This is a genomic window from Enterobacter cloacae complex sp. P38RS (assembly GCF_014930775.1).
Classification (GTDB): domain Bacteria; phylum Pseudomonadota; class Gammaproteobacteria; order Enterobacterales; family Enterobacteriaceae; genus Enterobacter; species Enterobacter bugandensis.
The window spans coordinates 143,260-169,716 of record NZ_JADBRS010000002.1 but is presented as its reverse complement, the minus strand read 5'-3'; the positions used below and the strand labels follow the sequence as shown (position 1 = coordinate 169,716).

The following is a 26,457-nucleotide window of genomic DNA, read 5'->3' as shown; positions in this document are numbered from 1 at the left end:
CCTGTGAAAAAAGACGCGCTATAGTAGCCGCTCTCTATATCGCTGGGAAGCGCTTCTGTTCAGGCAGAAAATCACCCGGCGTTGCCCCAACAATAGCGCGAAACGCCGCCGCAAATGCCGCCGGGCCGGAAAACCCCAGCATCCAGGCCACCTGCTTAACCGGGTATCCGTTGGCGAGGAGATCCAGCGAGGCACAAATCCTTGCGCGCTGTCGCCAGGCCCGAAAGCTAAAGCCGGTATCGTTGATAAACGCACGTGAAAATGTGCGTTCAGACATCGCGGCCCGTTCCGCCAGCCTTTCCAGAGAGAGATCCCAGAGATTGTTGGCAATGATGTCACAGGCCACGCGATGTAAGCGCTCATCCACGGGCATCGGCAGTTCGGCAGAAATCTGCTGCGTCTCGCTGAGGATGTCGAGCAGCAAAACGGCCATGCTGCGCTGGCTTGCCGGCCGGTATTCCGCGCTGAACAGCCCGGCAATCAGCTCTTTGAACAACGCTGTGGCCATAATCACGTGAACCTCGTCTTTCCGCTTAAAAGGTTCGCATTGCGAAATCAGTGCCGGGCTAAACCAGACCGCGCGAAGCTCCGTTGCGGATAACACGCTGTAGGTATGCTCCTGTAAGGGAGGGATCCACAGCGCGCGCTGCGGCGGTATGACCCAGCGTTTGCTGCCGGTTTCAACCAGCATAACCCCCTTAATGGCAAACAAAAGTTGTCCCTGCGAATGCTGGTGAGGCGGATCGACTTCGCCGCGCGTATAGCGAATTGCCCCTCTTGACCATCCGATAGCATCGTCGTGAATTGGCGTTTTATCGATAACGGTTGGCATTTCACATTCCCCCCTTCCTCTTATGATGCTGCTTGTACACGTAACCAGAGAGAGACGCAATGCACATCCATTTTATTATTCATGAACATTTCGAGGCGCCAGGCGCCTATGAAATCTGGGGGAAAAGCCGCGGCTGCAGTCTGAGCTACACCAGAGTGTATCAGGGCGAACCTTTACCTGAGGAACTGGGGGGCACAGACCTGCTTATCATCATGGGAGGCCCGCAATCCCCCGCCACCACGCTTGAGGAATGCCCCTGGTTTGATGCGCAGGCGGAAAAGGCACTCATCAGCCGCGCGATAGAGGCAGGTAAAACGGTGATAGGCGTTTGTCTGGGCTCACAGCTTATCGGCGAAGCGCTGGGCGCAGCGTTTTGCCACAGCCCGGAAAAAGAGATCGGCAAATTTCCCGTCAGGCTCACAGATGCAGGCAAGGCGAACCCGCTGTTTGAGGACTTTGGCAGCGTGCTGAACGTCGGTCACTGGCATAACGATATGCCTGGGTTGACGCCGCAGGCTAAGGTTCTGGCTTACAGCGAGGGCTGTCCCCGCCAGATCGTGCAATACAGCGAACGGGTTTACGGTTTCCAGTGCCATATGGAGCTGACGCCGGAGGTGGTAGAGTTGCTGATTGAGCATTCGCAGAATGACCTCCGCCGTGCGGGTGAATTCCGTTTTGTCGAAACGGCGGAAAAAATCCGCTCGCATGATTATCGCGAAATGAACCAGGTGCTGTTTTCTTTTCTCGATAAACTGACCGCCTGACGCTGATGCCTTCTCTGGCGCGTTACTTCGCCAGCGCAATCCCTTTCCTCTAAACTGTAGCCTGCACCAGTAAGGTGATACCGGACGTTCCATTCCGGAATGTCTGGTATGCTCAAAATTCATGATGTGATCCGTGGCACATTTTTAGGTTTAATTGTATGATGAATGCGTTTCAGCAAGGACTATCACCATGAGCAAACCATTGAACATTATCTGGCAATATCTGCGCGCATTCGTCCTGATTTACGCCTGCCTGTATGCCGGCATTTTCATCGCGTCGCTGCTGCCCATCACCATTCCCGGCAGCATTATCGGTATGCTGATCCTCTTCGTTTTACTGGCGCTGCAAATTCTGCCTGCAAAGTGGGTCAATCCAGGCTGCTTCGTCCTCATTCGCTATATGGCGCTGCTTTTCGTGCCTATCGGCGTGGGCGTCATGCAGTATTTTGATTTGCTCAAGGCGCAGTTCGGCCCGATTGTCGTTTCCTGCGCGATCAGTACGCTGGTGGTTTTCCTGGTGGTGAGCTGGAGTTCTCATCTGGTACATGGAGAACGTAACGTGGTCGGGGAGAAAACAAAAAAATGATGGCTAATATCTGGTGGTCACTGCCGTTAACCCTGCTGGTATTCTTCGCCGCGCGCAAGCTTGCCGCACGATTTAAAATGCCCTTGCTGAACCCCCTGCTGGTGGCGATGGTGGTGATTATTCCCTTCCTGCTGCTCACCGGCATTCCTTATGAGCGTTACTTTGCAGGCAGCAAAATTTTAAACGACCTCCTGCAGCCCGCCGTTGTCGCGCTTGCCTTTCCTTTATACGAGCAGCTGCACCAGATCCGCGCACGGTGGAAGTCCATCATTACTATCTGTTTTGTGGGAAGCCTGGTGGCGATGATCACCGGCACGTCGGTGGCGCTGTTGATGGGGGCCTCCCCGCAAATTGCCGCCTCTATCCTGCCTAAATCAGTGACCACGCCTATCGCGATGGCGGTAGGCGGCAGCCTCGGCGGTATTCCAGCCATCAGCGCGATGTGCGTGATTTTCGTCGGTATTCTCGGCGCGGTGTTTGGCCACACTCTGCTGAACGGGATGCGTATTCACACCAAAGCAGCGCGCGGGCTGTCGATGGGCACCGCCTCGCACGCGCTGGGTACCGCCCGCTGCGCGGAGCTGGACTATCAGGAAGGGGCGTTTAGCTCGCTTGCGCTGGTGATCTGCGGGATTATCACCTCCCTGCTCGCCCCGTTCATTTTCCCGCTGATTCTGGCGGTGATGGGCTAAAATTTGCGATGCGTCCCGCAAATTTCATTTTGATTTCATAAGTTGCATACATAATGAGATGTGGATCACATATAAAGGCCTTGCGGCTCCGTAAACTACCGATCCATTAACCTTTATGAGGCAAACGCCATGCACCCACGTTTTCAAGCTGCCTTCGCTCAGCTTGCAGAGAATTTGCAGTCAGCCCTGGCTCCCGTTCTGGCAGATGCACATTTCCCCGCCCTGCTGACGGCGGAGCAGGTCACGGTGCTTAAACAGACAACCGGGCTGGATGAAGACGCGCTGGCTTTCGCACTGCTGCCCCTGGCTGCCGCCTGCGCCCGGGCCGATCTTTCCCACTTCAACGTCGGCGCCATCGCGCGCGGCGTCAGCGGAACCTGGTACTTCGGCGGGAACATGGAGTTCCTCGGCGCAACCATGCAGCAGACCGTTCACGCCGAGCAGAGCGCCATCAGCCACGCCTGGCTGCGCGGTGAGAAAGCCCTGAGCGCCATCACCGTAAACTACACCCCATGCGGCCACTGCCGCCAGTTTATGAACGAGCTGAACAGCGGGCTGCAGCTGCGCATTAACCTGCCGGGTCGCGCGCCGCACACGCTGGGGGACTACCTGCCTGACGCCTTCGGTCCGAAAGATCTTGAGATTAAAACGCTGCTGATGGACGAGCAGGATCACGGTTTCGCCCTGTCCGGCGATGACCTGAACCAGGCGGCCATACGCGCGGCGAACAAGAGCCACACCCCGTACAGCAACTCCCCGAGCGGCGTGGCACTGCAGTGCCGCGATGGCCGTATCTTCACCGGCAGCTATGCGGAAAACGCCGCGTTTAACCCAACGCTGCCGCCGCTGCAGGGCGCACTCAACCTGCTGAGCCTGAACGGCTACGATTATCCGGACATTCAGCGTGCCGTTCTGGCCGAAAAGGCCGATGCGCCGCTGATTCAGTGGGATGCCACCGCCGCAACGCTCAAGGCGTTAGGCTGCACGACGATCGACCGCGTCCTGCTGGCGTAAACCTTCCGGCGGACAGAAATGTCCGCCACGTTGCTGAAAAACCCCTCAGTTGAGTCGCTGTTTCTTGCGCTAACCAGGCGGGTAAAGTAGCCTGAGTTAAATTTCATCCACGAACGAGCCATCTTCATGTTAAAGCGCGTTTTTTACAGCCTGTCTGTCCTGGTCGGCATACTGCTGTTTATCGTGCTGGGTCTTGACCGCTGGATGAGCTGGAAAACCGCTCCCTACATCTTTGATGACCTGCAGGACCTGCCCTATCGTCAGGTGGGCGTGGTGCTCGGCACCGCCAAGTATTACCGCACCGGCGTTATCAACCAGTATTACCGCTACCGCATTCAGGGCGCGCTGAACGCCTACAACAGCGGCAAGGTAAACTACCTGCTGCTGAGCGGTGATAACGCGCTGCAAAGCTATAACGAGCCGGTGACGATGCGGAAGGATTTGATTGCCGCAGGCGTCGATCCGGCCGACATCGTGCTCGACTACGCGGGCTTCCGCACCCTGGACTCCATCGTGAGGACCCGTAAGGTCTTCGACACCAACGACTTCATCATCATCACCCAGCGCTTCCACTGCGAGCGCGCGCTGTTTATCGCCCTGCATATGGGCATTCAGGCGCAGTGCTATGCGGTGCCGTCGCCAAAAGATATGCTGAGCGTGCGCGTCCGCGAGTTTGGCGCCCGCTTTGGCGCCCTGGCCGATCTGTATATCTTCAAACGCGAACCGCGTTTTTTAGGCCCGCTGGTGCCGATCCCGGCAATGCATGAAGTGCCGGAAGACGCGCAGGGTTACCCGGCGGTGACGCCGGAGCAGCTGCTGGATATGCAGAAAAAAGAGAAAAAGTAGGCCTGCCTTTATACTTTCTTTACGCCGGCACTGACGCTTTTTATCCCCCCTTTACGCCAGCTCTTTTAACCTGAGTTCACTGCCGCTACGGCTTCATTGAAGAATGACTATGAACTCGATAATGAATGCGTTTTTCCTCAAAAGTCTCCGCCCTTACTTTAACTTTCCCGGATTATCACTCCCCGGCGCACTTAATTCTGGTCTCTGGCTGGATGAAAAAATTGACGCCCTCCAGCACAATATTGCCGTGGAAGTGGCCGACTATCTGGAACGCTACCCGCAGACGAAACACGTTGACGTTTACCTGAACGATATCAACGGCACGATGCGCGGCAAGCGCCTCACGGTGGAGAGCATGCTGAGTCTGGAAAAAGGCTGTTATTTTCCGCTTTCCGTTTACTCCATGGATCAGAAGGGAAAAATCGCCGCCCCGCTTTATGATGAACCCGACCGGCTGTGCGTCCCGGTCGCCGGTTCTCTGCGTCCCTGTCCGCAGGATCCGGAGCATACCGCGCAGATCCTGCTGACGATGAAGGACGGCGACGGTAACCCCTGCCCGCTTGAGCCACGCGCGATACTGCAGAACGTCGTGGCCCGCTTCCACCAGCACGGCCTTTTCCCGGTCATTGCCCCGGAAATCGAGTTTTACCTGACGGGACAGGGCGATCGCGATCCGCAAAATCAGGGCTGTTTTCACATGGACACCTCGTCGGCGCACGCGGCGCTTTTTGACGAACTGGAACAGCTGGCGCACCTTCAGCGCATCCCGCTGTCAGGGGTGGTAGCGGAAGCCGAGTCCGGACAGTACGAATTAAACCTGAAGCACAGCCAGCGCGTCGTAGAGGTCTGTGATAACGTGCTGGCCCTGCGCCGCCTGACCCGCTATGTCGCTGAAAAGCACGGTCTTCAGGCTAACTTTATGGCTAAGCCCTTCAGCCAGCTCTCCGGCAGCGGTTTGCACATCCATTTCAGCCTGAACAACAGCCGTGGCGAGAACGTTTTTGCCTCGCCGGTGAACGCGCTGAGCAGCATGATGCGCTTGTGCATCGCGGGCCAGCTGGCGCTGATGCCCGCCTCCGTCGCCATTCTTGCGCCGGGGGTCAACGCGTTTCGTCGCCTGCGAAAAAACCTGACGGAACCCGTCTTTAACTCGTGGGGGTATAACACCCGCTCCGCTGCCCTGCGCATTCCCTGCTCGGAAGAGAGCAACCGTCGTATCGAGTACCGACTGGCCGGAGTCGATGCGAATCCGTATCTGGTGGCGGCCACAATCCTGACCGGCATGCTGTTCGGGCTGGAACATATCGACGAGGGGGAACTCCCGGAACCGCAGCAGGACCAACCGGAACTCCCGCTGTTCCAGCAGGAGGCAATTGAGGCCTTCGCCCGCTGTCAGTATCTCACCGACAGCCTGGGCGACGCCTTTTCCGAACAGTGGGTCGCCTGCAAGCTTTCTGAACTCGAGTGGTTTGAGCGCATTGTGACGCAAGAAGAGTCCCATCTGGCATAGGCCATAAAAAAGCCCGCTCGGTGAGCGGGCCGGGTATGGCGAGTGACGATTACTTCTTACGGGCGTACTTCAGTGAATCCAGCGCCACCGCGAAGATGATGATGGCGCCCTTGATGATGTACTGCCAGTACGGGTTCACGCCAATGTAGGTCAACCCGTAGTTGATGACGGTAAAGATGATCACACCGGTGACCACGCCGAGCACGGTCCCCACCCCGCCGCTGAAGGAGACGCCGCCGACCACGCAGGCCGCAATCGCATCCAGCTCGTACATGAAGCCAAGGTTGTTCGTTGCGGAGCCGATACGGCCTGCTTCCAGCATCCCGCCGAAGGCGTAGAACACACCGGACAGCGCGTAAATCATCAGCAGGTTCAGGGCAACGTTTACCCCGGACACTTTCGCCGCTTCCGGGTTACCACCGATAGCGAAGATGTTTTTACCGAAGCGCGTTTTGTTCCACAGGATCCAGACGAACGCCACCGCAATCAGCGCATAGAAGGTAATGTACGACAGGCGGAAGCTGCCCAGCGCGATAAACCCCTGCGTGAAGGTGGAGAAGCCGCTGTCAAAGCCCGAAATCGGCGACGCGCCCACAAAGTCGTAGTACAGGGAGTTGATACCATAAACGATGATCATCGTACCCAGCGTGGTGATAAATGGCGTCACGTTCAGGTAAGCGATGATAATACCGTTGATCAGGCCAATCACCGCCCCGATGGCGCAGACAATCAGGATCACCACGAAAATCGGCATAGTCGCCATCTCCGGGAACACCTTGTTGGCGTTTTCCATCGACTGCAGCAGGGTTGCCGCAATAACCGCCGCCAGGCCGACCTGACGACCGGCAGAAAGGTCCGTCCCCTGGGTGACGATAAGGCCCGCCACGCCCAGCGCAATGATGATACGCACGGAGGACTGGGTCAGAATATTACTCAGGTTCAGCAGGCTTAAGAACGTAGGGTCCTGGAAAATAATAATGGCCAGCAGGACTAAAAGAACAACGTAAATACCGCCTTCTTTCAGGTAAGTGAGAAAACTTTTTTTATTTAACGCACTCATGAGGAGCCCCTGATCTTAAAGGTGCAAAGACGCAAGACGCAAAATTTCGTTTTGCGTTGTCGTTTTGGTGTCAACAATACCGGCAACGAGACCATTGCTCATAACCAGAATACGATCCGTGATCCCTAACAGTTCCGGCATTTCGGAAGAAATAATAATGATCCCTTTATTCTTTTTCGCCAGCTCGGCAATCAGCTGATAAATTTCAAACTTCGCGCCGACGTCAATACCGCGGGTCGGTTCATCCAGCATCAGAATTTCTGGCTGGGTTAATAACCAACGGCCAATAATAACTTTTTGCTGGTTACCACCGGAAAGCGAACCGATTTGGGTACGGTGGCCAGGCGTTTTCACGCGCATGGAGTCAATTACCCACTGGGTATCGCTCTTCATGCGGGAGTTATCCAGCAGCCCGACTTTGTTTTTGTAATTGCGAATATTAGAGATTAACGAGTTAAAGTTAATATCCAGATAAGCATAAATACCGGTCGAACGACGTTCTTCCGTCACCAGCGCAAAACCGTTATTAATGGCTTCGTTGGCATTATGGTTGTTAATTTTCTTCCCGTGCAGCGTGATGGTGCCGTCGGCCTTCTCGCGGATGCCAAACAGGGTTTCCACGATGTCGGTACGCTTTGCCCCTACCAGGCCAGCAATGCCAAGAATTTCGCCTTTGTGAAGGTCGAAAGAAACATCGCGGATGGACGGCTGGCGCAGCGAGGTCAGATTGCGCACTTCGAGGATTACTTCACCTGGCTTGTTCTCTTTGTCCGGGAAGCGCTGGTTCAGGGAACGGCCGACCATCATGGCGATGATCTTGTCCATGTCCAGCCCTTCAAGCGGCTGCGTGGCAATCCACTGGCCGTCGCGCAGGATGGTAATTTCATCGCACAGCTGGAAGATCTCTTCCATTTTGTGCGAGATGTACACAATGCCGCAGCCGCGTTCTTTCAGCTTACGAATAATGGTAAAAAGGTGATTAACCTCTTTTTCCGTTAATGACGAGGTAGGTTCATCCATGATGACGATTTTCGCATCATAGGAGAACGCTTTGGCAATTTCGATCATCTGCATCTGGGAAACGGATAATGTCCCCACGCGGGCGCGCGGATCGATATCAATATCCAGCTCATCGAAAATCGCTTTGGTGTCGCGATACATTTTATCCTGATCGACAAACACACCTTTAGTTGGGTAACGTCCCAACCACATGTTATCCATTACCGAGCGTTGCAGTACCAGGTTTAATTCCTGGTGAACCATCGAGATACCGTTTTCCAGCGCTTCTTTCGCTGAATGGAAATCGATCTCTTTCCCCTGAAAAAGAATGCTGCCAGAATCTTTTTGATAGATCCCAAAAAGACATTTTAATAACGTTGATTTACCCGCACCGTTCTCCCCCATTAATGCATGAATAGAGTGAGGACGGACTTTTAAATTAACATTATCGAGTGCCTTAACACCGGGGAAGGACTTGTTGACGCCTGTCATTTCCAACAAGTATTCACCGGACGACTGAGTAGTTGTGCTGACCATAATTATACCTTGTTGGCCTCGCATATCGCGTTATAAAAGGGCGCAACGAATTGCGCCCAGTGAAGACAAAACGAAGATCTTATTTACCGATAAACTCAGCCAGGTTGGACTGGTCTACGCCCACGTAAGGCACGCGAACGATTTTGTTGTCAATTTTCCAGTTGGTGCCATCCGCCGCGCCTTTACCGTCGGCGAGGTTTTTCGCCAGATCGAAGGTCGCTTTCGCCTGGTTGTTGGCATCGTTCAGAACGGTACCAGCCATTGCGCCAGATTTAACCAGCGCCAGCGCTTCCGGCAGGGCATCCACGCCAAATACCGGGATGGACGATTTGTTGTGAGCTTTCAGCGCTTCAACCGCACCCATTGCCATCGCATCGTTGTTGGCAATGACCACTTCGATTTTGTTCGCGTTCGGGCCAGACAGCCACGCGTCCATCTTATCTTTCGCCTGAGCGGTGTCCCACATCGCGGTATCTAACGCCAGCTGCTGGGTTTTCAGGCCCTTGTCGTTCAGCTCTTTGATAACATAGGTGGTACGCGCTTCAGCATCCGGGTGGCCGGGTTCGCCTTTCAGCAGCACGAACTGGATCTGACCGTCTTTGTTCAGGTCCCAGTTCGGGTTCGCCGCCCAGTGCTTCGCGATCAGATCGCCCTGAATAATGCCGGACTCTTTAGAGTCAGTACCGACGTAATACGCTTTGTCATAGCTGTCCAGCGCTTTACGGGAAGGTTCTTTGTTGAAGAAGACGATTGGCACGTTCTGGCCGCGCGCTTTCTCAATAACCGTGCCTGCTGCAGCCGGGTCAACCAGGTTGATCGCCAGGGCCTTAACGCCTTTAGCCAGCAGAACGTCGATCTGATCGTTCTGTTTGGACTGGTCGTTCTGGGAGTCATTCATCAGCAGCTGTACGTCTGGCGCTGCTTTCGCATCTTTCTCAATTGCTTTACGCACAACAGACATGAAGTTGTCGTCGTATTTATAGATGGTCACACCAATACGGGTATCCGCAGCGTGCGCTGCTGCACCAAAAAGCATGCTTGCCATTACAGCAGACAGGGTCAACACCTTCTTATTCATGGTATCTCCGGTTTTTTTATGCAGGGTAGTTCTTGTGAATAACGATCGGCAGGCAGGTGTTAATAAAACGTTACTGACAGCCGACGTTCACTTATAAAATTTCTATCTTCCGTGGTCGGTAACGCTCCAGAAATGCGTTTTATTCGTTGTTTGCGGCACATTGGCTATGGTGAAAGCGAATAATCACCGTTACATAGCGTTTCAGCCCCTAAAACGCTGACATCATAGTCAGCGCCTTGTTAAGATACTGTGAATTTACTCACAGATTGAAAACGGTTACATCACCTGGTGTAATCAGTTAGTGATCGGAACCACAATTTGCCGGGCGGCGACGGAATGACGACGCACCAGCGTCGGCATGAAGCAGTGAGTTGCCCCCGGATCCAGCAGCCCTGCCGCTCCCTGTAGCGCCAGCTCGGTCGCCAGTTTTGCCATAGAAGCAATGGGATAGCGCACCGTTGTCAGCTGCGGGTCGGTGTAACGGGCAATCGGAATATCATCGAAACCAATCAATGACAAATGCTGTGGCACCGCAATGCCGTTATCCTTCAGCGCAGTCAGCGCGCCTGCCGCCATGCTGTCGTTATAGGCAAACACGGCAGAAAGCTGCAGATTGCGGCCCAGCAGTTCCACCATTGCCGCCTCACCGCCCTGCATATCCGGCGTGCCGGTGCCAATCCAGCTTTCTGATGGCGTAATACCGTGCTCTTTCAGGGCGTTTTGCCACCCCTCACGCCGCAGCTCGTCATCTTCAATGTGATGGCTGGAGGCCAGATAGCCGATCCGCTGATGGCCGTTATTGATGAGCATTTTGGTGGCCATCATGGCGCCGCTGACGTTATCCAGCCCGACACAGCGGTGGGCATAGCCCGGGACGATGCGGTTGATTAACACCATGCCCGGGATCTGTTCCATAAACCCGACCAGCTCTTCATCGCTTAAGGCTTTTGAGTGAACAATCAGGGCGTTGCAGCGCTGGCGGATCAGCACTTCAATGGCATAACGCTCCTTTTCCGCCTCGTGATAGCTGTTGCCAATCAGCACGTATTTCTGATGCTGCTGGGCGACCACATCGACCGCTTTCACCAGCGCACCGAAAAAGGCGTCCGAGACATCCATTACCACCACGCCGATGGTATCGCTGACCTGTGTTGCCAGCGCCTGGGCGTTGGCATTTGGCCGGTACCCGAGTTGAGTCACGGCTTTCATTACGGTTTCACGGGTTTCAGGGCTGACCAGCGCGCTGTTGTTCAGCACGCGGGAGACGGTAGCCACAGAAACGCCCGCCAGACGGGCGACGTCACGAATGGTGATCATATTCACCATCCTTCAAAGAATTGCAGCAACTCACAGACACCCCCTGTGTTTAGCAAGGTGGCTATTTTGGCAGCGAGAGAAAGGGGACTACGTGAAGAAGCTCACACTCATGAAAACGCTTACATCCGTTTTGTTAATGATTGTGATCCAGATCGTTATCTGGATGTATTACTCAATGATACCCCCGAAGCATGTGCGGTTAACTGACGCCACACCCACTCCAGCGGTCCCTGGCGGAAATAACGCAGCCAGATGACAGAAAACGCCAGGTTTACTATCCAGACCGGAATAACAAACGCCAGTAGTCCGAGGCGGTCGAATTTCATAAACAGGCCAAAGCGATAGAAAAGCGTGGTGCAGATCAGCGTCTGCAGGAGGTAATTGCTTAACGCCATCCGCCCAACGCAGGCTACGGCGCTGACGATCCACAGGCGAGAAAGCTGCGGCCAGAAACCATAGATCAGCGCCGCATAGCCGATGGTCTGGAACGGCGAGCTCAATTCACGCGGCGCCTGCAGCAGGAACGCGCACCAGCGGTAATCCCAGTGAAGGTGCCACTGCGCCATCACCGCCGGAAGGTTAATCAGCACGCCCAGCAGGACCAGCCCCGCGCCGGTGCGGCGGTAGTGTCGCAGGCTGAATTCCCCTTTCAGCCAGCCGGTGCGCATCAGTGACGCGCCCATCAGCATCATGCCCGCCAGCTGCCAGCCGTATTGCGCCCCCAGGGCAAGCAGATTGTCGCCCAGCATATCCGCACGGTTGCTTATCGCTTCCGTACCGCCCTTCAGCTTCCAGTACTGCTCGTACTGGAGGTTAGCGGCGTCCGGGATCCAGGAACGGTTTGTCGCGTCACCGGAGATCAGCCCCAGCAAAAGCAGGACGCCGAGCCCCATGAGATAGAGCATCACGCCGGTGTTAAACAGGCTTTTCACGCTGTGCGCGTCGCGAATCAGCCGCCAGCAGATCAGCCCGACTAACCCATAAGCGAGAAGAATATCACCGTCCCAGAAGAACAGGCCGTGGATAAAGCCGAGAATTGCCAGTAGCGTTAAGCGCGACTGGATCCAGCGCGTGCCGCGTTTGAGCAGAAGCTGCAGGCCCGCGCCGAACAGCAGCGCAAACAGCGTGAGGAATTTAACCTGGGCAAACAGGTCGAGGATCGCCCACGTCCAGGCATCGCTTCGGGTGATGTCGCCGTACCAGGCGGGATTGAGGTAAGCGGCCTTCGGCAGACCGAAGGCGCTGATATTCAGCAGCAGGATACCCAGAATGGCGACGCCGCGAACAAAATCGAGCGTGACGTTTCGCTCCATGGTCCCTGCCCTGTTTGATTAATTGTGGTGACGCACAGCGCGCAGGAACTCCTGGCGGGTGTTCTGGCTCGATTTAAACAGGCCGCCCAGCGAGGTGGTAGTGGTCGCACTGGTCGCATCACGCACGCCGCGCGCTTTCACGCAGTAGTGCACCGCATCAATAGAGACCGCCACGTTATTGGTACCCAGCAGCGTTTGCAGCGCGATCAGGATCTGCTGCGTCAGACGCTCCTGCACCTGAGGGCGCTGCGCGAAGAACTGCACAATACGGTTGATCTTCGACAGGCCAATCACCGTGTCTTTCGGGATATACGCCACGGTCGCTTTGCCGTCGATGGTCACGAAATGGTGCTCGCAGGTGCTGGTCAGGGTGATATCTCGTACCGTCACCATCTCATCCACCTTCATCTTGTTTTCGATGACGGTAATTTTCGGGAAGTTGGCGTAATCCAGTCCGGAGAAAATTTCGTCAACGTACATTTTCGCGATACGCTTGGGCGTCTCCATCAGGCTGTCATCGCTCAGATCGAGATTCAGCAGTTGCATGATCTCGGTCATATGCCCGGAAATCAGACTTTTACGGGTTTCATTGTCCATATCCTGAACGGGCGGACGCAGTGGCGTTTCAAGACCGCGCGCGAGCAGGGCTTCGTGGACCAGGGCAGCTTCTTTACTGAGTGATGACATTTTGTTCTCCTGCAGGTGTGGCGTCTTTCGCCCTCGTTGTGGCAAAAGTATGCGCTCATTGTGCGTGAGGCGACGCACATAATCCAGTATTCACGACGATAATTATTGCAATTGCTGTTGCCTTTCAGCGTGGCGATTCCAGACCAGGGCACCCGCGACAAACAGCGCAACGCCAGCCAGCCCCAGCGCAGGCTCCAGCCGGTGGGTTAGCCAGGTTGATAACGCCGAGGTCACCGGCCCCACCAATTGCCCGATGGCATACCCGGTGGTGAGCAGCCCCGCCATATAGCGCGTGTGGTTCGGTGCCAGTTCGCGGCCGTATAAAAGAGAGAGCTGCACCGCGCAGAGGAACCCGCCGCCGACCAGCAGCCCGCCCGTCAGCAAGCCGCCAATGCCCGGCAGCAGCCAGGCCGCCAGCACGCCCGCCCCCTGTAACCACAGCACTATCGCCAGCCTGCGGTTAGCCGTTGAGGTGTGGCGCAAAAGAATGCTGAGCGCAATCCCCACCACGGCCGCGGCACCAAAAATCGGCCAGACAAACTGGGCAAACAGGCTGCCGGGAAAACGCACCGCCGCCATTTGCGAAAGGAAGGTCGCCGGAAGGATATAGCCAAATCCCGCCAGGCTGTAGCTCCAGACCAGGCGCTTGAGATCCGTCGTCAGCAACAGCGGCTCTGGCGCGCTGCCGGGTCGATGAAGCTGTCCGGAACGCGGCAGATAGCGCGCCACCAGCGCGACCAATACCAGCGCCAGCACGCCGTAGATTTGCCACGCCGCACCGGCCGAAAGGGATTTAGCCTGAATATAGACCGCGAGCAGGCCGCTCAGGGCGATGCCCGCGCCAGGACCGGCAAACACGGCGGCACTGAGCCCCGGTTTACCCAACTGCCCCAGCCGCTCGTTGCTCCAGGCGGCAATCAGCACCATTGACCAGCCGCTCATGCAGCCAATCACAAAGCGCAGCAGGCCGTGCACAACGGCGTTATCCGCGGCGGCGGAGAGCAGGGTCAGCGCAACCGCACCGGTGATGCCAAGCCAGAGTCGCGTTTCAACAAAGCGGTGGGCCCGCATGGCATCCCATGCGCCCACCAGATAGCCCAGATAATTCATCGCCGCCACCAGACCTGCGCTGGTGAGCGTGAGTTGCCCGGCGGCAATCATCAGCGGCACCTGAGGCGTAAAGGCGAAGCGCCCTATCCCCATCGCCACCACCAGAACGACAAACCCACTAAGCGCAATACGCAGCGCCATGACCGCTCCAATTGTTAAAGAAAAGTAAATTTATGATGCAGCATCTCGCCGCTCCGCGAAAGTGAAAGTTGCTCACAGGTAAATGAAAACGCTGTATTATGGCTCTAATGAATAGCTATTCTCATTAAGGAGCCCTGCATGGAACTGCTCGAAGAGCACCGTTGTTTTGAAGGTCGACAGCAGCGCTGGCGGCACGACTCCACCACGCTGAACTGCGCCATGACGTTCAGCATTTTCCTGCCCCCGACGGAAAACCCGCCGGTTCTGTTCTGGCTTTCAGGCCTGACGTGTAATGACGAAAACTTCACTACCAAAGCGGGCGCGCAGCGTATTGCGGCCGAGCTGGGCATTGCGCTGATGATGCCCGACACCAGCCCGCGCGGCGATGATGTGGCGGACGATGCCGGGTACGACCTGGGCAAAGGTGCCGGATTTTATCTCAACGCCACCGAGCAGCCGTGGGCGAGCCATTACCGCATGTATGACTACATTCGCGACGAGCTGCCAGCGCTGATTAAGGCCGAATTTACGGTGAGCGACCGCTGCGCCATCAGCGGGCACTCCATGGGCGGGCACGGGGCGTTAATCATGGCGCTGAAAAACCCGGGGAAATACACCAGCGTCTCTGCGTTCGCGCCGATTGTGAACCCAACGCAGGTGCCGTGGGGACAAAAAGCTTTCACAAACTATCTGGGTAAAGATGAAGAGAAATGGCAGGAATGGGACAGCTGCGCGCTGATGCTGGCAAGCGATTCGGCGAGCGCGCTCCCGATGCTTATCGATCAGGGCGATGCGGATCAGTTCCTCGCCGGACAGCTACAGCCTGCGATATTGGCTGAGGCGGCGCGCCAGAAGGACTGGCCGCTGACGCTGCGCATTCAGGCGGGATACGATCACAGCTATTACTTTATGGCGTCCTTTATTGAAGATCATCTCCGCTTCCATGCGGAACATCTGTTCAGGTAAGTTCAGCCTTTTTGCCCGGTAGCCTCCTGCATACCGGGCCTTTCCCCTCCCCCTCATTTACATAGTTCTATCCGCTTGAATCCAGGCTGGTTTCCTTTCACTCCCCTCAAACACAAATGATTTCAATTATCATTTGTGTTTACAATTCTTCATTCTTTTGTACAATTCCAGGCTCTTCTCCATCTTAAAGAGTTCTTAAAAGACAAAAACATACAGTTCTCAGGGTTATCCCGATGGAGTTTTATTCATTTTTATACGGAATGTACAAATGACAATACCCCGCTTTAAGCTCCTGGCCGTCGCCGTTGGCGCTGCCACATTCACCCCTCTCGTTCACGCAGCCGATCAGGACACCGTTGTCGTCACCGCGACGGGTTTTGAACAAAAGATCCAGAATGCCCCCGCCTCCATCTCTGTTATTTCGAAACAGCAGATTGAAGATAAAGCCTACCGTGATGTTACCGATGCCCTGAGAGACGTCCCGGGCGTGGTCGTCACCGGCGGCGGGAGTAGCAGTGATATCAGCATTCGCGGCATGGCATCTCAGTACACCTTGTTCCTCGTGAACGGCAAACGCGTCAGTACGCGAAGCACCCGCCCAAACAGCGACAACTCGGGTATTGAACAAGGCTGGCTGCCGCCGCTGGAGTCCATTGAGCGCATTGAGGTTATCCGCGGCCCGATGTCCTCACTTTACGGCTCCGATGCGATGGGTGGCGTCATCAACGTCATTACCAAAAAAGTCTCAAACACTAAAGCCTGGACCGGTTCGTTGCACGGCGATGCAACCTTCCAGGAAAACCATGATTCCGGCGATATCTTCCAGACCAACGCCTACGCTTCTGGTCCCCTGATTGACGGTCTGCTTGGCGCAAAAGTGACGGGGCTGTTGTCACGCCGCGCCGAAGATAAAATCGTGAACGGGTATAACGAGCAGAAAATGCGTAACGGTGGCATTACCCTGAACTTCACCCCGGATGAGAAGAACGATTTCGATCTTGATTTTGCTCGCGAGCTTCAGGACAGAAACAGCACGCCAGGGATGTCGAAAGCGGCTGAAACCTGCCGGGGAACGACCTGTAAGCCAAATACTAAAAGCGACTCACGCTATGAGCACACAACTTACTCCTTAACCCACAGCGGGTATTACGACGACTTCAATACCACCAGCTATATCCAGCAGGAAGAGACCAATAATCCAGGTCGCAAAATGCGCTCGTATAACACCACCTTCAACAACCAGAACCAGATTTTCCTCGGCGATCATACGTTGACCCTCGGCGGGCAGTATCGGTATGAGAAACTGCGCGACGAGGGCAATCAGCTGGAAGCTGCGGACGGCCTGAACAAACTGACGCGCTGGAGCTGGGCCCTGTTTGCCGAAGATGAATGGTCAATGACGGAAAGCTTTACATTGACCGGCGGCCTGCGTATGGACAAAGACCAAAACTACGGGACGAACTGGACGCCGCGCGGTTACGGCGTATGGCACCTGGCCGATCACTGGACGTTGAAAGGCGGGGTTTCGGCTGGCTATCGTGCGCCGGATCTGCGGCAGTCGTCTGCCAGTTGGGGCCAGGTAACGGGTGGCGGCCGTCTTGACGGTATCATCGTTGGCAACCCGGATCTGAAACCAGAGAAGAGCCTGAGCGAAGAGCTCGCCCTGCTCTGGGATAACAACGATAACCTGAATGCCGGCGTGACGCTGTTTAATACCGACTTCAAGGACAAGATTACGGAAGTTCGCCGCTGTAACAGCAGCGCCGATCCCGCCTGTACGATTGGCGATCACAGCTATGATTTCGTGAGCGACCGCGTTAACGTGGACAAAGCCAACATGCGCGGCGTGGAGTCCTCCTTCGGCTGGAAAATCTCGCGCGATGTAAACTGGACCGCAAACTATACCTATACCGAATCTGAGCAGAAGAGCGGTCAGTTCTCAGGCAAGCCGCTGAACAAGATGCCGAAGCACATGTTCAACACCACCCTGGACTGGCAGGCGACGCCCGACGTAGGTTTCTGGAGCCGTCTGAACCTTCGCGGTAAAACGTCTGAGTACCTGAGCCGCACGTCAATGACCCAGGGCACACCGTCCTACACTCAGGTTGATGTCGGTCTGCGCTACAACGCGAACAAAAACCTGCTGGTTACCGCCGGTGTGTATAACGTGCTGGATAAGCAGATTGACTACGACACATATGACACCGTGCTGGACGGGCGTCGCTATACGGTTGGCATGACCTACAGCTTCTGATCTGCCCATAAAAAAAGCCCGCTCGAGTGAGCGGGCTGAAAGAGAGGAAGCGCGGTTATTGTTTAAATCGTTCCGGGAAATCCATTTCACTGTAGCGAACGAAGCGGGTTCCTTTCGTCAGTTTGTAGCCAAACCAGATGACCAGGAACAGCGGAATACCAATGTAGGTCGCCGTGACGGCACCCCAGTCAATGGTGTCCGCAAGGAAGGCCTCATAGTTCTGACCCAGAGTAATGATCAGGCACAGAACGAAGGCGAAAATCGGCCCCAGCGGGAAGAACCCTGAACGGTACGGCAGGTTATTCAGGTCATGACCCTGCATGACGTAGCCGCGACGGAAACGGTAGTGGCTGATGGCAATGCCCAGCCAGGCGATAAAGCCCGTCATCCCGGAGGTGTTAAGCAGCCACAGGTACACCGTCTGGTTGCCGAACATGGAGGTCAGGAAGCACAGGCCGGCAATCACCGTGGTGGCATACAGCGCGTTGCGCGGTACGCCGCCGCGGGACAGTTTCGAGAAAATGCGCGGCGCTTTGCCGTCGCAGGCCAGGGTATAAAGCATACGGGTGGAGGCGTACATGCCGGAGTTACCCGCCGACAGCACCGCCGTCAGGATCACCGCATTCATTACCGCCGCCGCTGAGAGCAGGCCCGCGTGCTGGAAGACCAGGGTGAACGGGCTGACGCTGATGTCTTTCACGTCGTTACGCAGCAGGCTTGGATCGGTATACGGAATGATCAGGCTGATAATCAAAATAGCGAACACGTAGAACAGCAGGATACGCCAGAACACCTGACGCACCGCGCGCGGAATGTTCTTCTCCGGGTTTTCGGATTCACCGGCCGCGATACCAATCAGCTCCGTTCCCTGGAAGGAGAAGCCGACAATCATCGCCACGCCAATCATCGCCGAGAAGCCCCCGGCAAACGGCGCGTCGCCGATGGTCCAGTTACTCCAGCCCGCAGGTTCAGCCCCTTTGAAAATACCCACGATCATCGCCACGCCGACGACGATAAAGATGATGACGGTTGCCACTTTGATCAAAGAGAACCAGTATTCCGCTTCGCCAAAGCCGCGCACGGAGATGTAGTTCAGCAGGAAGATGACGGCGAGGAACAGGGCGCTCCAGATCCAGCCCGGCGTGTCCGGGAACCACCAGGTCATCACCAGCTGCGCGGCGACGAGGTCCACGGCGATGGTGACGGCCCAGTTGTACCAGTAGTTCCAGCCCAGCGCGAAGCCGAAGCCTTCCTCAACGTATTTTTGTCCGTAGGTCGAAAACGAACCTGACACCGGCATGTATGCCGCCAGTTCGCCCAGGCTGGTCATCAGGAAATAAACCATCAGGCCAATCAGGATATAAGAGAATAATGCCCCACCCGGGCCGGCTGCCGAAATCGTTGCGCCAGAGGCAACGAAAAGACCTGTACCGATTGAGCCGCCAATGGCGATCATCGTCAGGTGACGCGCCTTGAGTTCACGACGTAGCGTGGGCGCTTCTGTGGTTTTAGTTTCTGAAACCATGTGAAAATGCTGTCCATTTAATAAATGAGGCGCGATTGTAGCAGACGATCTGCGTTCCTTCCGGCAGAAATACCCTGTTATAAGAGAGCTTCATGACGCGTCCAGGATTATAAGTAACGCATTATTTTTCCCTCTCCCCTTTGGGGTGAGGGGCGCTTTTACATCTCGCAGTAGCGCAGAAAACGCTGCAGTGAACTGGACAGGTGTTTCTGACGATGGTGGATGCACCACAGCGTGCGCACCAGTTTTGGCAGCGGAACGGGGATTTCCACCAGCGATCCGGTCTCCAGCTGTTCGGCAATCACCCGCCGGGAAAGACAGCTGATGCCCAGGCCATGACGCACCGCGTGCTTAATCGCCTCTGAGTTTCCCAGCTCCATTCCCAGCTGGAAATGCGGCAGATGCGACAGCAGCAGGTAGTCGACAATCTCGCGCGTGCCGGAACCCTGCTCGCGGAGGATCCACTGCGCCTGCGCCAGCCGCTCCAGCGTCACCTCGCCCTGCAATAACGACGAGGCCGGAGACGCAAACACCACCAGCTCATCCTCCAGCCAGGGCTCGGCAATGATATCGACGTTGTGGCAAGGACCTTCGATAAGACCGATATCCACGCGGAAATCAATCACCGCGTTGATCACGTCCTGGCTGTTACCCACGCTCATTTCCAGCGGCAGGGTCGGGAAGTCCCGGCGGTAGCGGGCAATCACTTCCGGCAGGATGTAGTTGCCGATGGTGCTGCTGGCAAATACGCGGATCGCGCCGTTGTCCTCGCGGAACAGTTGCTCGATTTCAATAGCCTGCTCCAGCAGCGCCAGCGCGCGCGGGTAAAGCAGGCGGCCATGTTCGTTGACCACCAGTCGCTTCCCTACCCTGTCAAACAGCTGGACGCCCAGCTGGCCTTCGAGATCGGTCAACGCCGCGCTGACGGCAGACTGCGAGAGCGCCAGCATTTGTGACGCCTGGGTCGTCGAGCCGCTTTTCAGCACCTCGGCAAACACTTCCAGCTGACGCAATGTAATGTGCATGGTTGCTTACCACTTATAAAGATTGATTATAAATATATAATCAATTTTATTTTTAAGCCAGCGCGCCGTAACCTTTAGCCAGACAAAGGAGAAGGTTATGTCAGAAATCACCTTACAACATCATCGTACAGTGTGGCACTTCGTGCCCGGCCTTGCGCTCAGCGCCGTCGTCACCGGCGTGGCCTTATGGGGCGGCAGTATTCCGGCAGTGGCCGGTGCAGGGTTCAGCGCGTTGACGCTGGCCATTTTGCTCGGCATGGTGGTCGGGAACACCGTTTACCCCCACATCTGTAAATCCTGCGACGGCGGCGTGATTTTCGCCAAGCAGCATTTATTACGTCTCGGGATTATCCTTTACGGCTTCCGTCTCACCTTTTCGCAGATTGCGGACGTGGGCGTCAGCGGGATTGCCATTGACGTCCTGACGCTGACCAGCACCTTTTTACTGGCGTGCTTTATCGGTCAGAAAGTGTTTGGCCTGGATAAGCAAACCAGCTGGTTAATCGGCGCAGGCAGCAGCATCTGCGGCGCGGCGGCAGTGCTGGCAACAGAACCCGTCGTTAAAGCCGAAGCCAGTAAAGTGACGGTGGCGGTCGCGACGGTGGTTATCTTCGGTACGCTGGCAATCTTCCTGTATCCGGCCATGTACCCGCTGGTGGCGCACTGGTTTAGCCCGGAAACCTACGGCATTTATATTGGCTCAACCATGCACGAAGTGGCGCAGGTGGTGGCGGCAGGTCACGCCATTAACCCGGAAGCGGAAAACGCGGCGGTCATTGCCAAAATGCTGCGCGTGATGATGCTGGCCCCGTTCCTGATTTTCCTCGCGGCCCGTGTTAAACAGCTGGCACCGGCTGGCGGCAGCGAGAAGAGCAAAATTACCATTCCGTGGTTTGCGATCCTGTTCATCGTGGTCGCTATCTTTAACTCCTTCCACCTGCTGCCAAAAGCGGTAGTGGAGATGCTGGTGACGCTGGATACGGTGCTGCTGGCGATGGCGATGGCGGCGCTGGGGGTGACCACGCACGTCAGCGCGCTGAAAAAAGCCGGTGCGAAGCCGCTGCTGATGGCGCTGGTGCTCTTCATCTGGCTGATTGTCGGCGGCGGTGCGATTAACCTCGCCGTGCACAGCCTGATGGCATAAACCATCTCGTCCTTCTCCTGTTAACCCGCTATCATAAGCGTTTCGGGTTAACAGGAGTTTTTTTATGAAATACGTTGGAGCGCACGTCAGCGCTGCAGGTGGCCTGGCGAATGCCGCCATTCGCGCCGCCGAAATTGAGGCGACCGCTTTCGCCCTGTTCACCAAAAACCAGCGCCAGTGGCGCGCCGCGCCGCTCACCGCCGACGTGATTGATGATTTCAAAGCCGCCTGTGAAAAATACCATTACGGGCCGGGCCAGATCCTTCCCCACGACAGCTATCTGATTAACCTCGGGCATCCGGTGCAGGAAGCGCTGGATAAGTCCCGCGAGGCGTTCCTTGATGAAGTGCAGCGCTGCGAACAGCTCGGGCTGACGCTGCTGAACTTCCATCCGGGTAGTCATCTGATGCAGATTGATGAAGATGCCTGTCTGGCGCGCATTGCCGAATCCATCAACATGACGCTGGATAAGACCAAAGGCGTCACCGCAGTGATTGAAAACACCGCTGGTCAGGGCAGCAACCTCGGCTTTAGGTTTGAACATCTGGCGGCAATCATTGACGGCGTGGAAGATAAGTCTCGCGTGGGCGTATGCATTGATACCTGCCACGCGTTTGCCGCCGGGTATGACCTGCGCACCACCGAGGCCACGAAAAATACTTTCGAGGAGTTCGAGCGCGTTGTTGGCTTTAAATATCTTCGCGGTATGCACCTGAACGATGCGAAAAGCGCGTTCGGCAGCCGCGTTGACCGCCACCACAGCCTGGGCGAAGGCAATATCGGTCACGATGCCTTCCGCTTTATTATGCAGGACGCCCGCTTCGACGGTATTCCGATGGTGCTGGAAACCATCAATCCGGATATCTGGGCGGAGGAGATTGCCTGGCTGAAGGCACAGCAAACCGCAGAACAGGCGGCATAAAAAAAGCCGGGTTGCATTAGCACCCGGCTTTTTTATTGCTTACTGCTTACGCTGCTTTTGCCACAACTTCCGCTTCCGGACGTTTCAGCACCGCGTAAGACAGGCCTGCCACCAGCGTACCGGCAACAATCGCCAGCAGATAACCCAGTACCGGGGTGATGGCGCCAGGGATCAGCAGGACGAACAGACCGCCGTGCGGTGCCATCAGCTTCGCGCCAATCGCCATGGAGATGGCACCCGTTACCGCGCCGCCGACGATACAGCACGGCAGAACACGCATTGGGTCACGCGCCGCGAACGGAATCGCACCTTCGGTGATGAAGCACAGGCCCAGCACCAGCGCCGCTTTACCGCCTTCCTGCTGCGCTTTGTCGAACTTACGACGGGCAATAATCGTCGCCAGGCCAAGCGCCAGCGGTGGCACCATACCGGCCGCCATGATCGCCGCCATCGGCGCGTAAGTCTGGGTACTCAGCAGGCCAACGCCAAAGGCGTATGCCGCTTTGTTCACCGGGCCACCCATGTCGGTACACATCATGCCGCCGAGGATTGCGCCCAGCAGCACCGCGTTCGCCGTGCCCATGGTTTGCAGCCAGTGGGTCAGGCCCGCCAGGATACCCGCAACCGGCTTACCAATCAGGTAGATCATCGCCAGACCGACCACCAGGCTGGAGATGAGCGGAATGATCAGGATTGGCTTCAGCGCCTCCATACTCTGCGGCAGCTTCAGCTTCGAGCTAATCAGCTTCGCGACGTAACCTGCGAGGAAACCGGCGATGATACCGCCAATAAAGCCGGAGCCGGTGCTCACCGCCAGCATACCGCCGATAAGACCCGGGGTCAGACCCGGACGGTCAGCAATGGAGAAGGCGATAAAGCCCGCCAGCACCGGCACCATCAGCGCGAACGCTGAACCGCCGCCGATCTGCATCAGCGCAGCCGCAAGCGTCCCTTCTTCTTTAAATGCCGTAATACCAAACGCGAACGACAGTGCGATACACAGGCCGCCCGCAACCACCATCGGCAGCATGTAGGACACGCCGGTCAGCAGGTGACGGTATGCGCCCGCAGACTCTTTTTTGCCTTCGGTCGGCGTTTTTACTGCGCCGGTGGCCTGATACGGTTTGGCTTCTGCCAGGGCCTTATCAAACTCCTGCGCGGTCTTTTTCAGCGCCAGGCCGGTAGAGGTGCGGTACATCGGTTTGCCGGCAAATTTCGCCAGATCCACTTCGATATCTGCCGCCACAATCACCAGATCGGCCTCAGCGACCTCTTCCGGCGTAATGGCATTGCCCGCCCCCACGGAGCCACGGGTTTCAACCTTCACCCACCAGCCGCGTTTTTTCGCTTCGGTTTCAATGGCTTCAGCCGCCATAAAGGTGTGCGCCACGCCCGTCGGGCAGGCCGTGACCGCGACAACGCGTTTCGGACCCGAGGCCGCAGCAGGAGCCGCCGCGACAGGCGCGCTGTAGACGGTCGCGTGACCTTTCGCTTCGCTCAGGAACAGTTCCGGGTGTGCCACCGCGCGATTAATATCGCCCAGCCACACTTTTTTGCCGTTCAGCGCGCTGTCAGCGGGAATTTTATCGCCCAGGACAATCGCCAGTTCGGCATCGCCTGGGTTATCAATGATGTCCAGGTGTGCTTTTTGTGCCGCCGCGCCCAGCAGGGTCTTCGCCATGTAGGCGCGAGCCTGTCCGAGACCGGAGTCAATGATCAGCAGCGTTTTCATTATTCCTCTCCTGCTGTTAGTTAAAAGGTTTTAAGTCAACGCGCGCCATCATCGCGGCTAACTGGGTACGATCGGTAATACCGACATTGCTCTGGCTCACGGCCAGGGCTGCAACGGCGGTGGCAAGACGTAACGTATGTTCACTGGATTCACGCATCAGCAGGCCGTAAATCAGGCCGCCAACCATAGAATCCCCTGCGCCAACGGTGCTCACTACTTCCATTGACGGCGGTTTGGCAATCCATTCACCTGAAGCGTTAACCCACAACGCCCCTTCTGCACCCAGCGAGATTACCACGTGAGCAATACCCTGCTCGCGCAGCGCATGGGCGGCCTCAATCACATCTTTTAATTCCGGCAGCTTGCGGCCTGCCCAGATCTCCAGCTCGCGGCGGTTTGGCTTCACCAGCCATGGAGACGCTTTCAGCCCCGCCACCAGCGCATCGCGGCTGCTGTCGAAGATAATGCACGGGCACTGGCTGCGCAGGCGCGTCATCCAGTCGGTAAACGCTTCCGGGCTGACGCCGGACGGCAGGCTGCCGCTGACGCACACCATGTCGAACTGGCCCAGCCAGGTCAGGGAGTCGGTAACAAAGCGCTCCCAGTCAGCTGGCGTCACTTCGAAACCTGAGAAGTTAAGATCGGTCACTTCGCCGTCTTTTTCCGTCAGCTTAACGTTGATGCGGGTACGGCCCTGCACAACCTGGAAACGGTTGGCAATGCCCAGCTCGCTGAACAGCTGCTGGAAGCCATCCTGGTTATCTTTACCGAGGAATCCGCCTACGGTGACGTCGATACCGAGATCCTTGAGCACCTTCGCGACGTTAATCCCTTTGCCCGCAGCATGCAGGCCAGTGGTACGCACGAGGTTAACTTCGCCGCGCTCAATTTCCGGGCAAAACCCCACCAGGTCATAAGCCGGGTTCAGCGTAATAGTCGCAACACGTCTGCTCATTATGCGCCCTCCCCCAGACCTGCCGCGATGGCGTCGCCAATTGCTTTCAGCGCCTGTTCAGCATCTGCGCCCTGCGCGGTGAAGCGCAGGCGATGGCCTTTCTTCACGCCCAGCGCGACGACTTTCATCAGGCTGCGGCCGTTGGCCGGTTTGCCCGAACCATCCAGGTTGGTCACGGTAATCTCGCTTTCAAATTGTTTAATGGTGTTGACCAGCATGGTGCCCGGACGGGCATGCAGGCCGTGTTCGTTACGCACCACGAACTCGGCGTTCAGCACGTCGTCCGTTAGCGCGTCGTCGCTGGTCAGCAGCGCCAGCACGGTCGCCGCATCGGCGTTCAGCAGTTTTTCAGCTTTATTGTTCAGCAGCAGATCGCCCAGACGCTTCAGCACCGAAACCGGCTGCTCATCGTTCATCGCCACAGTCACCAGCATGGCTGCTGTCTCGCCCTCAACGTCGAACGCGGTGGCGGCGCGGCTCACTGCAATTGCGCTGCGCAGGTTGCCTTCAGCGCTGTCGTTCAGCCAGATGCCCTGGCCGAGATTCAGCGGTTTATCGTTAATCACGCGCGTCACAAAGGTGGCATCAGCGACACCCGCTTCTTTCAGGCGACCCGCGTTCAGCGCCTGCAGCGTGACCAGGTCGGAGGCCACAACATCCAGCGTCAGCGTGTCGTTATCCAGCTTCAGCGCTTCACTCTGTTTTTCGCCCATCAGCAACGCCCGCAGCTCTTCAGCGGTTGTTGCAGACTTCAGCTGTTCCGCCACGGAGTCATCGCTCAGGACATGCGTCAGCTGACGCAGCAGGCCTAAGTGTTCGTCGCTGCTCGCCGCGATACCGATAGCAACATAAGCCACCTGGCCGTCGCCCCAGAGCACGCCCTGCGGGAACTGATAAACCTTAACGCCGGTTTTCAGCACCTGGTCGCGGGTGTCGGTTGTGCCGTGCGGAATGGCAATGCCATTGCCGAGGAAGGTGGAGGTCTGCTGCTCGCGCGCCAGCATACCGTTTACGTAGCCGTCCGCGACGTTACCCGCCTGCACAAGGGCAGCGGCAACCTGACGAATAGCCTCTTCTTTATCCCCGGCCTGAGCGCCCGGGTGAATATCCTGAACAGATAACTGGAACATGGTTCTCCTCTCCTGCTGAAAGTGAATCGTTTCAGCTTACATGAGAAAAAATGCGCTAGCCTGCTCCGTTTGTTAAAACAAGATAGCGCTGAAACGTTTCAAAAAGTCTTGCGCTTTCTGCAATGGCTTGCAAGAAATGTCGTATTTCCGATATCAGAATTTAGAGATACTGCACATTTCTTCTGCGTTCAGCTGAATTTTGCTGAACTTCAGCAAACCAGTTTCAGCTAAGTTCAGCCAGGTGGGGAGTAAGTTGAAATGCCATTTTGATTTTTCGTGGGGTAATTGACTTCACCCACTGTTTATTTTTTAACTGAC

23 protein-coding genes are annotated in these 26,457 nt (G+C 56.4%); 10 read left to right on the top strand and 13 right to left on the bottom strand.

Translation table 11 applies throughout. The features are described 5' to 3' along the window. Positions 1-34: 34 nt before the first annotated feature. The gene (locus tag IM303_RS04320; RefSeq protein WP_126326827.1) at positions 35-832 is read right to left on the bottom strand and encodes a helix-turn-helix domain-containing protein; all 798 of its coding nucleotides are present in this window, start codon (positions 830-832) and stop codon (positions 35-37) included. A 59-nt stretch (positions 833-891) separates the two neighbouring features. Between IM303_RS04320 and IM303_RS04315 the strand changes: the two genes are divergently transcribed. From IM303_RS04315 to IM303_RS04290, 6 genes are all read left to right on the top strand, one after another. Continuing rightward, complete coding sequence (locus IM303_RS04315; RefSeq protein WP_049000361.1) at positions 892-1,596, top strand: type 1 glutamine amidotransferase; 705 nt, start codon at positions 892-894, stop codon at positions 1,594-1,596. A gap of 190 nt (positions 1,597-1,786) precedes the next feature. Then, positions 1,787-2,182, top strand: a complete 396-nt coding sequence (locus IM303_RS04310) for a CidA/LrgA family protein (RefSeq protein ID WP_192986585.1) — start codon at positions 1,787-1,789, stop codon at positions 2,180-2,182. Continuing rightward, positions 2,179-2,874, top strand: coding sequence for a CidB/LrgB family autolysis modulator (locus IM303_RS04305; protein WP_041909023.1), 696 nt, complete (start codon positions 2,179-2,181; stop codon positions 2,872-2,874). Before IM303_RS04310 ends, IM303_RS04305 begins: the two co-directional genes overlap by 4 nt. 129 nt (positions 2,875-3,003) lie before the next feature. Next, positions 3,004-3,888: a cytidine deaminase gene (gene cdd / locus IM303_RS04300; RefSeq protein ID WP_049000363.1), complete on the top strand. Its 885-nt coding sequence runs from the start codon at positions 3,004-3,006 to the stop codon at positions 3,886-3,888. A gap of 126 nt (positions 3,889-4,014) precedes the next feature. Continuing rightward, positions 4,015-4,734: an outer membrane permeability protein SanA gene (gene sanA, locus IM303_RS04295; protein ID WP_028013857.1), complete on the top strand. Its 720-nt coding sequence runs from the start codon at positions 4,015-4,017 to the stop codon at positions 4,732-4,734. A gap of 121 nt (positions 4,735-4,855) precedes the next feature. Then, the gene (locus tag IM303_RS04290) at positions 4,856-6,244 is read left to right on the top strand and encodes a glutamine synthetase family protein (protein ID WP_193359703.1); all 1,389 of its coding nucleotides are present in this window, start codon (positions 4,856-4,858) and stop codon (positions 6,242-6,244) included. A gap of 49 nt (positions 6,245-6,293) precedes the next feature. Here the strand turns inward: IM303_RS04290 and mglC are convergent, their stop codons facing one another. From mglC to IM303_RS04255, 7 genes are all read right to left on the bottom strand, one after another. Beyond that, the gene (gene mglC, locus IM303_RS04285; protein ID WP_013097952.1) at positions 6,294-7,304 is read right to left on the bottom strand and encodes a galactose/methyl galactoside ABC transporter permease MglC; all 1,011 of its coding nucleotides are present in this window, start codon (positions 7,302-7,304) and stop codon (positions 6,294-6,296) included. 15 nt (positions 7,305-7,319) lie between these two features. Continuing rightward, positions 7,320-8,840, bottom strand: coding sequence for a galactose/methyl galactoside ABC transporter ATP-binding protein MglA (gene mglA, locus IM303_RS04280; RefSeq protein ID WP_028013859.1), 1,521 nt, complete (start codon positions 8,838-8,840; stop codon positions 7,320-7,322). Between the two features lie 79 nt (positions 8,841-8,919). Next, positions 8,920-9,918, bottom strand: coding sequence for a galactose/glucose ABC transporter substrate-binding protein MglB (mglB, locus tag IM303_RS04275; protein WP_008500923.1), 999 nt, complete (start codon positions 9,916-9,918; stop codon positions 8,920-8,922). Between the two features lie 294 nt (positions 9,919-10,212). Beyond that, positions 10,213-11,235, bottom strand: coding sequence for an HTH-type transcriptional regulator GalS (galS, locus tag IM303_RS04270; RefSeq protein WP_048960194.1), 1,023 nt, complete (start codon positions 11,233-11,235; stop codon positions 10,213-10,215). Between the two features lie 155 nt (positions 11,236-11,390). Then, positions 11,391-12,548, bottom strand: a complete 1,158-nt coding sequence (gene yeiB, locus IM303_RS04265; RefSeq protein WP_047367961.1) for a DUF418 domain-containing protein YeiB — start codon at positions 12,546-12,548, stop codon at positions 11,391-11,393. Between the two features lie 18 nt (positions 12,549-12,566). Next, on the bottom strand, positions 12,567-13,235 hold the full coding sequence (gene folE, locus IM303_RS04260; protein WP_023330924.1) for a GTP cyclohydrolase I FolE: 669 nt from the start codon (positions 13,233-13,235) through the stop codon (positions 12,567-12,569). A gap of 102 nt (positions 13,236-13,337) precedes the next feature. Further along, positions 13,338-14,486: a YbfB/YjiJ family MFS transporter gene (locus IM303_RS04255; protein WP_045259730.1), complete on the bottom strand. Its 1,149-nt coding sequence runs from the start codon at positions 14,484-14,486 to the stop codon at positions 13,338-13,340. 138 nt (positions 14,487-14,624) lie between these two features. On the opposite strand from IM303_RS04255, the gene fghA reads away from it, so the two are divergent. After that, positions 14,625-15,452, top strand: a complete 828-nt coding sequence (gene fghA, locus IM303_RS04250; protein WP_192986581.1) for an S-formylglutathione hydrolase — start codon at positions 14,625-14,627, stop codon at positions 15,450-15,452. Between the two features lie 268 nt (positions 15,453-15,720). After that, positions 15,721-17,706, top strand: a complete 1,986-nt coding sequence (locus tag IM303_RS04245; protein ID WP_049000366.1) for a ligand-gated channel protein — start codon at positions 15,721-15,723, stop codon at positions 17,704-17,706. Positions 17,707-17,761: 55 nt separating this feature from the next. On the opposite strand, the gene IM303_RS04240 is transcribed toward IM303_RS04245, so the two are convergent. Together IM303_RS04240 and yieE are read right to left on the bottom strand one after the other, a co-directional pair. Continuing rightward, positions 17,762-19,231, bottom strand: a complete 1,470-nt coding sequence (locus tag IM303_RS04240) for an amino acid permease (protein WP_049000368.1) — start codon at positions 19,229-19,231, stop codon at positions 17,762-17,764. Positions 19,232-19,389: 158 nt separating this feature from the next. Continuing rightward, positions 19,390-20,256: a DNA-binding transcriptional regulator YeiE gene (gene yieE / locus IM303_RS04235; RefSeq protein WP_045629869.1), complete on the bottom strand. Its 867-nt coding sequence runs from the start codon at positions 20,254-20,256 to the stop codon at positions 19,390-19,392. 97 nt (positions 20,257-20,353) lie between these two features. Here yieE and IM303_RS04230 point away from each other — a divergent pair, with 97 nt between their 5' ends. Together IM303_RS04230 and nfo are read left to right on the top strand one after the other, a co-directional pair. After that, on the top strand, positions 20,354-21,400 hold the full coding sequence (locus IM303_RS04230) for a YeiH family protein (RefSeq protein ID WP_193359612.1): 1,047 nt from the start codon (positions 20,354-20,356) through the stop codon (positions 21,398-21,400). A 64-nt stretch (positions 21,401-21,464) separates the two neighbouring features. After that, a complete protein-coding gene (nfo, locus tag IM303_RS04225; protein ID WP_049000370.1) occupies positions 21,465-22,322 on the top strand; it encodes a deoxyribonuclease IV in 858 nt (285 codons plus the stop codon). 46 nt (positions 22,323-22,368) lie between these two features. Here nfo and fruA read toward each other — a convergent pair whose 3' ends face one another. From fruA to fruB, 3 genes are read right to left on the bottom strand one after another with little or no spacing between them, the layout of a single operon-like run. Next, positions 22,369-24,054: a PTS fructose transporter subunit IIBC gene (gene fruA, locus IM303_RS04220; RefSeq protein ID WP_049000371.1), complete on the bottom strand. Its 1,686-nt coding sequence runs from the start codon at positions 24,052-24,054 to the stop codon at positions 22,369-22,371. A 16-nt stretch (positions 24,055-24,070) separates the two neighbouring features. Then, positions 24,071-25,009, bottom strand: a complete 939-nt coding sequence (fruK, locus tag IM303_RS04215; RefSeq protein ID WP_010433510.1) for a 1-phosphofructokinase — start codon at positions 25,007-25,009, stop codon at positions 24,071-24,073. Then, positions 25,009-26,139, bottom strand: coding sequence for a fused PTS fructose transporter subunit IIA/HPr protein (fruB, locus tag IM303_RS04210; protein ID WP_049000374.1), 1,131 nt, complete (start codon positions 26,137-26,139; stop codon positions 25,009-25,011). The genes fruK and fruB overlap by 1 nt, the downstream gene beginning before the upstream one ends. Positions 26,140-26,457 lie beyond the last annotated feature (318 nt).

Coding starts and splice junctions, on each gene's coding strand:
- IM303_RS04320 (WP_126326827.1), bottom strand. CDS start 832: ATGCCAACCGTTATCGATAAAACGCCAATTCACGACGATGCTATCGGA.
- IM303_RS04315 (WP_049000361.1), top strand. CDS start 892: ATGCACATCCATTTTATTATTCATGAACATTTCGAGGCGCCAGGCGCC.
- IM303_RS04310 (WP_192986585.1), top strand. CDS start 1,787: ATGAGCAAACCATTGAACATTATCTGGCAATATCTGCGCGCATTCGTC.
- IM303_RS04305 (WP_041909023.1), top strand. CDS start 2,179: ATGATGGCTAATATCTGGTGGTCACTGCCGTTAACCCTGCTGGTATTC.
- cdd (WP_049000363.1), top strand. CDS start 3,004: ATGCACCCACGTTTTCAAGCTGCCTTCGCTCAGCTTGCAGAGAATTTG.
- sanA (WP_028013857.1), top strand. CDS start 4,015: ATGTTAAAGCGCGTTTTTTACAGCCTGTCTGTCCTGGTCGGCATACTG.
- IM303_RS04290 (WP_193359703.1), top strand. CDS start 4,856: ATGAATGCGTTTTTCCTCAAAAGTCTCCGCCCTTACTTTAACTTTCCC.
- mglC (WP_013097952.1), bottom strand. CDS start 7,304: ATGAGTGCGTTAAATAAAAAAAGTTTTCTCACTTACCTGAAAGAAGGC.
- mglA (WP_028013859.1), bottom strand. CDS start 8,840: ATGGTCAGCACAACTACTCAGTCGTCCGGTGAATACTTGTTGGAAATG.
- mglB (WP_008500923.1), bottom strand. CDS start 9,918: ATGAATAAGAAGGTGTTGACCCTGTCTGCTGTAATGGCAAGCATGCTT.
- galS (WP_048960194.1), bottom strand. CDS start 11,235: ATGATCACCATTCGTGACGTCGCCCGTCTGGCGGGCGTTTCTGTGGCT.
- yeiB (WP_047367961.1), bottom strand. CDS start 12,548: ATGGAGCGAAACGTCACGCTCGATTTTGTTCGCGGCGTCGCCATTCTG.
- folE (WP_023330924.1), bottom strand. CDS start 13,235: ATGTCATCACTCAGTAAAGAAGCTGCCCTGGTCCACGAAGCCCTGCTC.
- IM303_RS04255 (WP_045259730.1), bottom strand. CDS start 14,486: ATGGCGCTGCGTATTGCGCTTAGTGGGTTTGTCGTTCTGGTGGTGGCG.
- fghA (WP_192986581.1), top strand. CDS start 14,625: ATGGAACTGCTCGAAGAGCACCGTTGTTTTGAAGGTCGACAGCAGCGC.
- IM303_RS04245 (WP_049000366.1), top strand. CDS start 15,721: ATGACAATACCCCGCTTTAAGCTCCTGGCCGTCGCCGTTGGCGCTGCC.
- IM303_RS04240 (WP_049000368.1), bottom strand. CDS start 19,231: ATGGTTTCAGAAACTAAAACCACAGAAGCGCCCACGCTACGTCGTGAA.
- yieE (WP_045629869.1), bottom strand. CDS start 20,256: ATGCACATTACATTGCGTCAGCTGGAAGTGTTTGCCGAGGTGCTGAAA.
- IM303_RS04230 (WP_193359612.1), top strand. CDS start 20,354: ATGTCAGAAATCACCTTACAACATCATCGTACAGTGTGGCACTTCGTG.
- nfo (WP_049000370.1), top strand. CDS start 21,465: ATGAAATACGTTGGAGCGCACGTCAGCGCTGCAGGTGGCCTGGCGAAT.
- fruA (WP_049000371.1), bottom strand. CDS start 24,054: ATGAAAACGCTGCTGATCATTGACTCCGGTCTCGGACAGGCTCGCGCC.
- fruK (WP_010433510.1), bottom strand. CDS start 25,009: ATGAGCAGACGTGTTGCGACTATTACGCTGAACCCGGCTTATGACCTG.
- fruB (WP_049000374.1), bottom strand. CDS start 26,139: ATGTTCCAGTTATCTGTTCAGGATATTCACCCGGGCGCTCAGGCCGGG.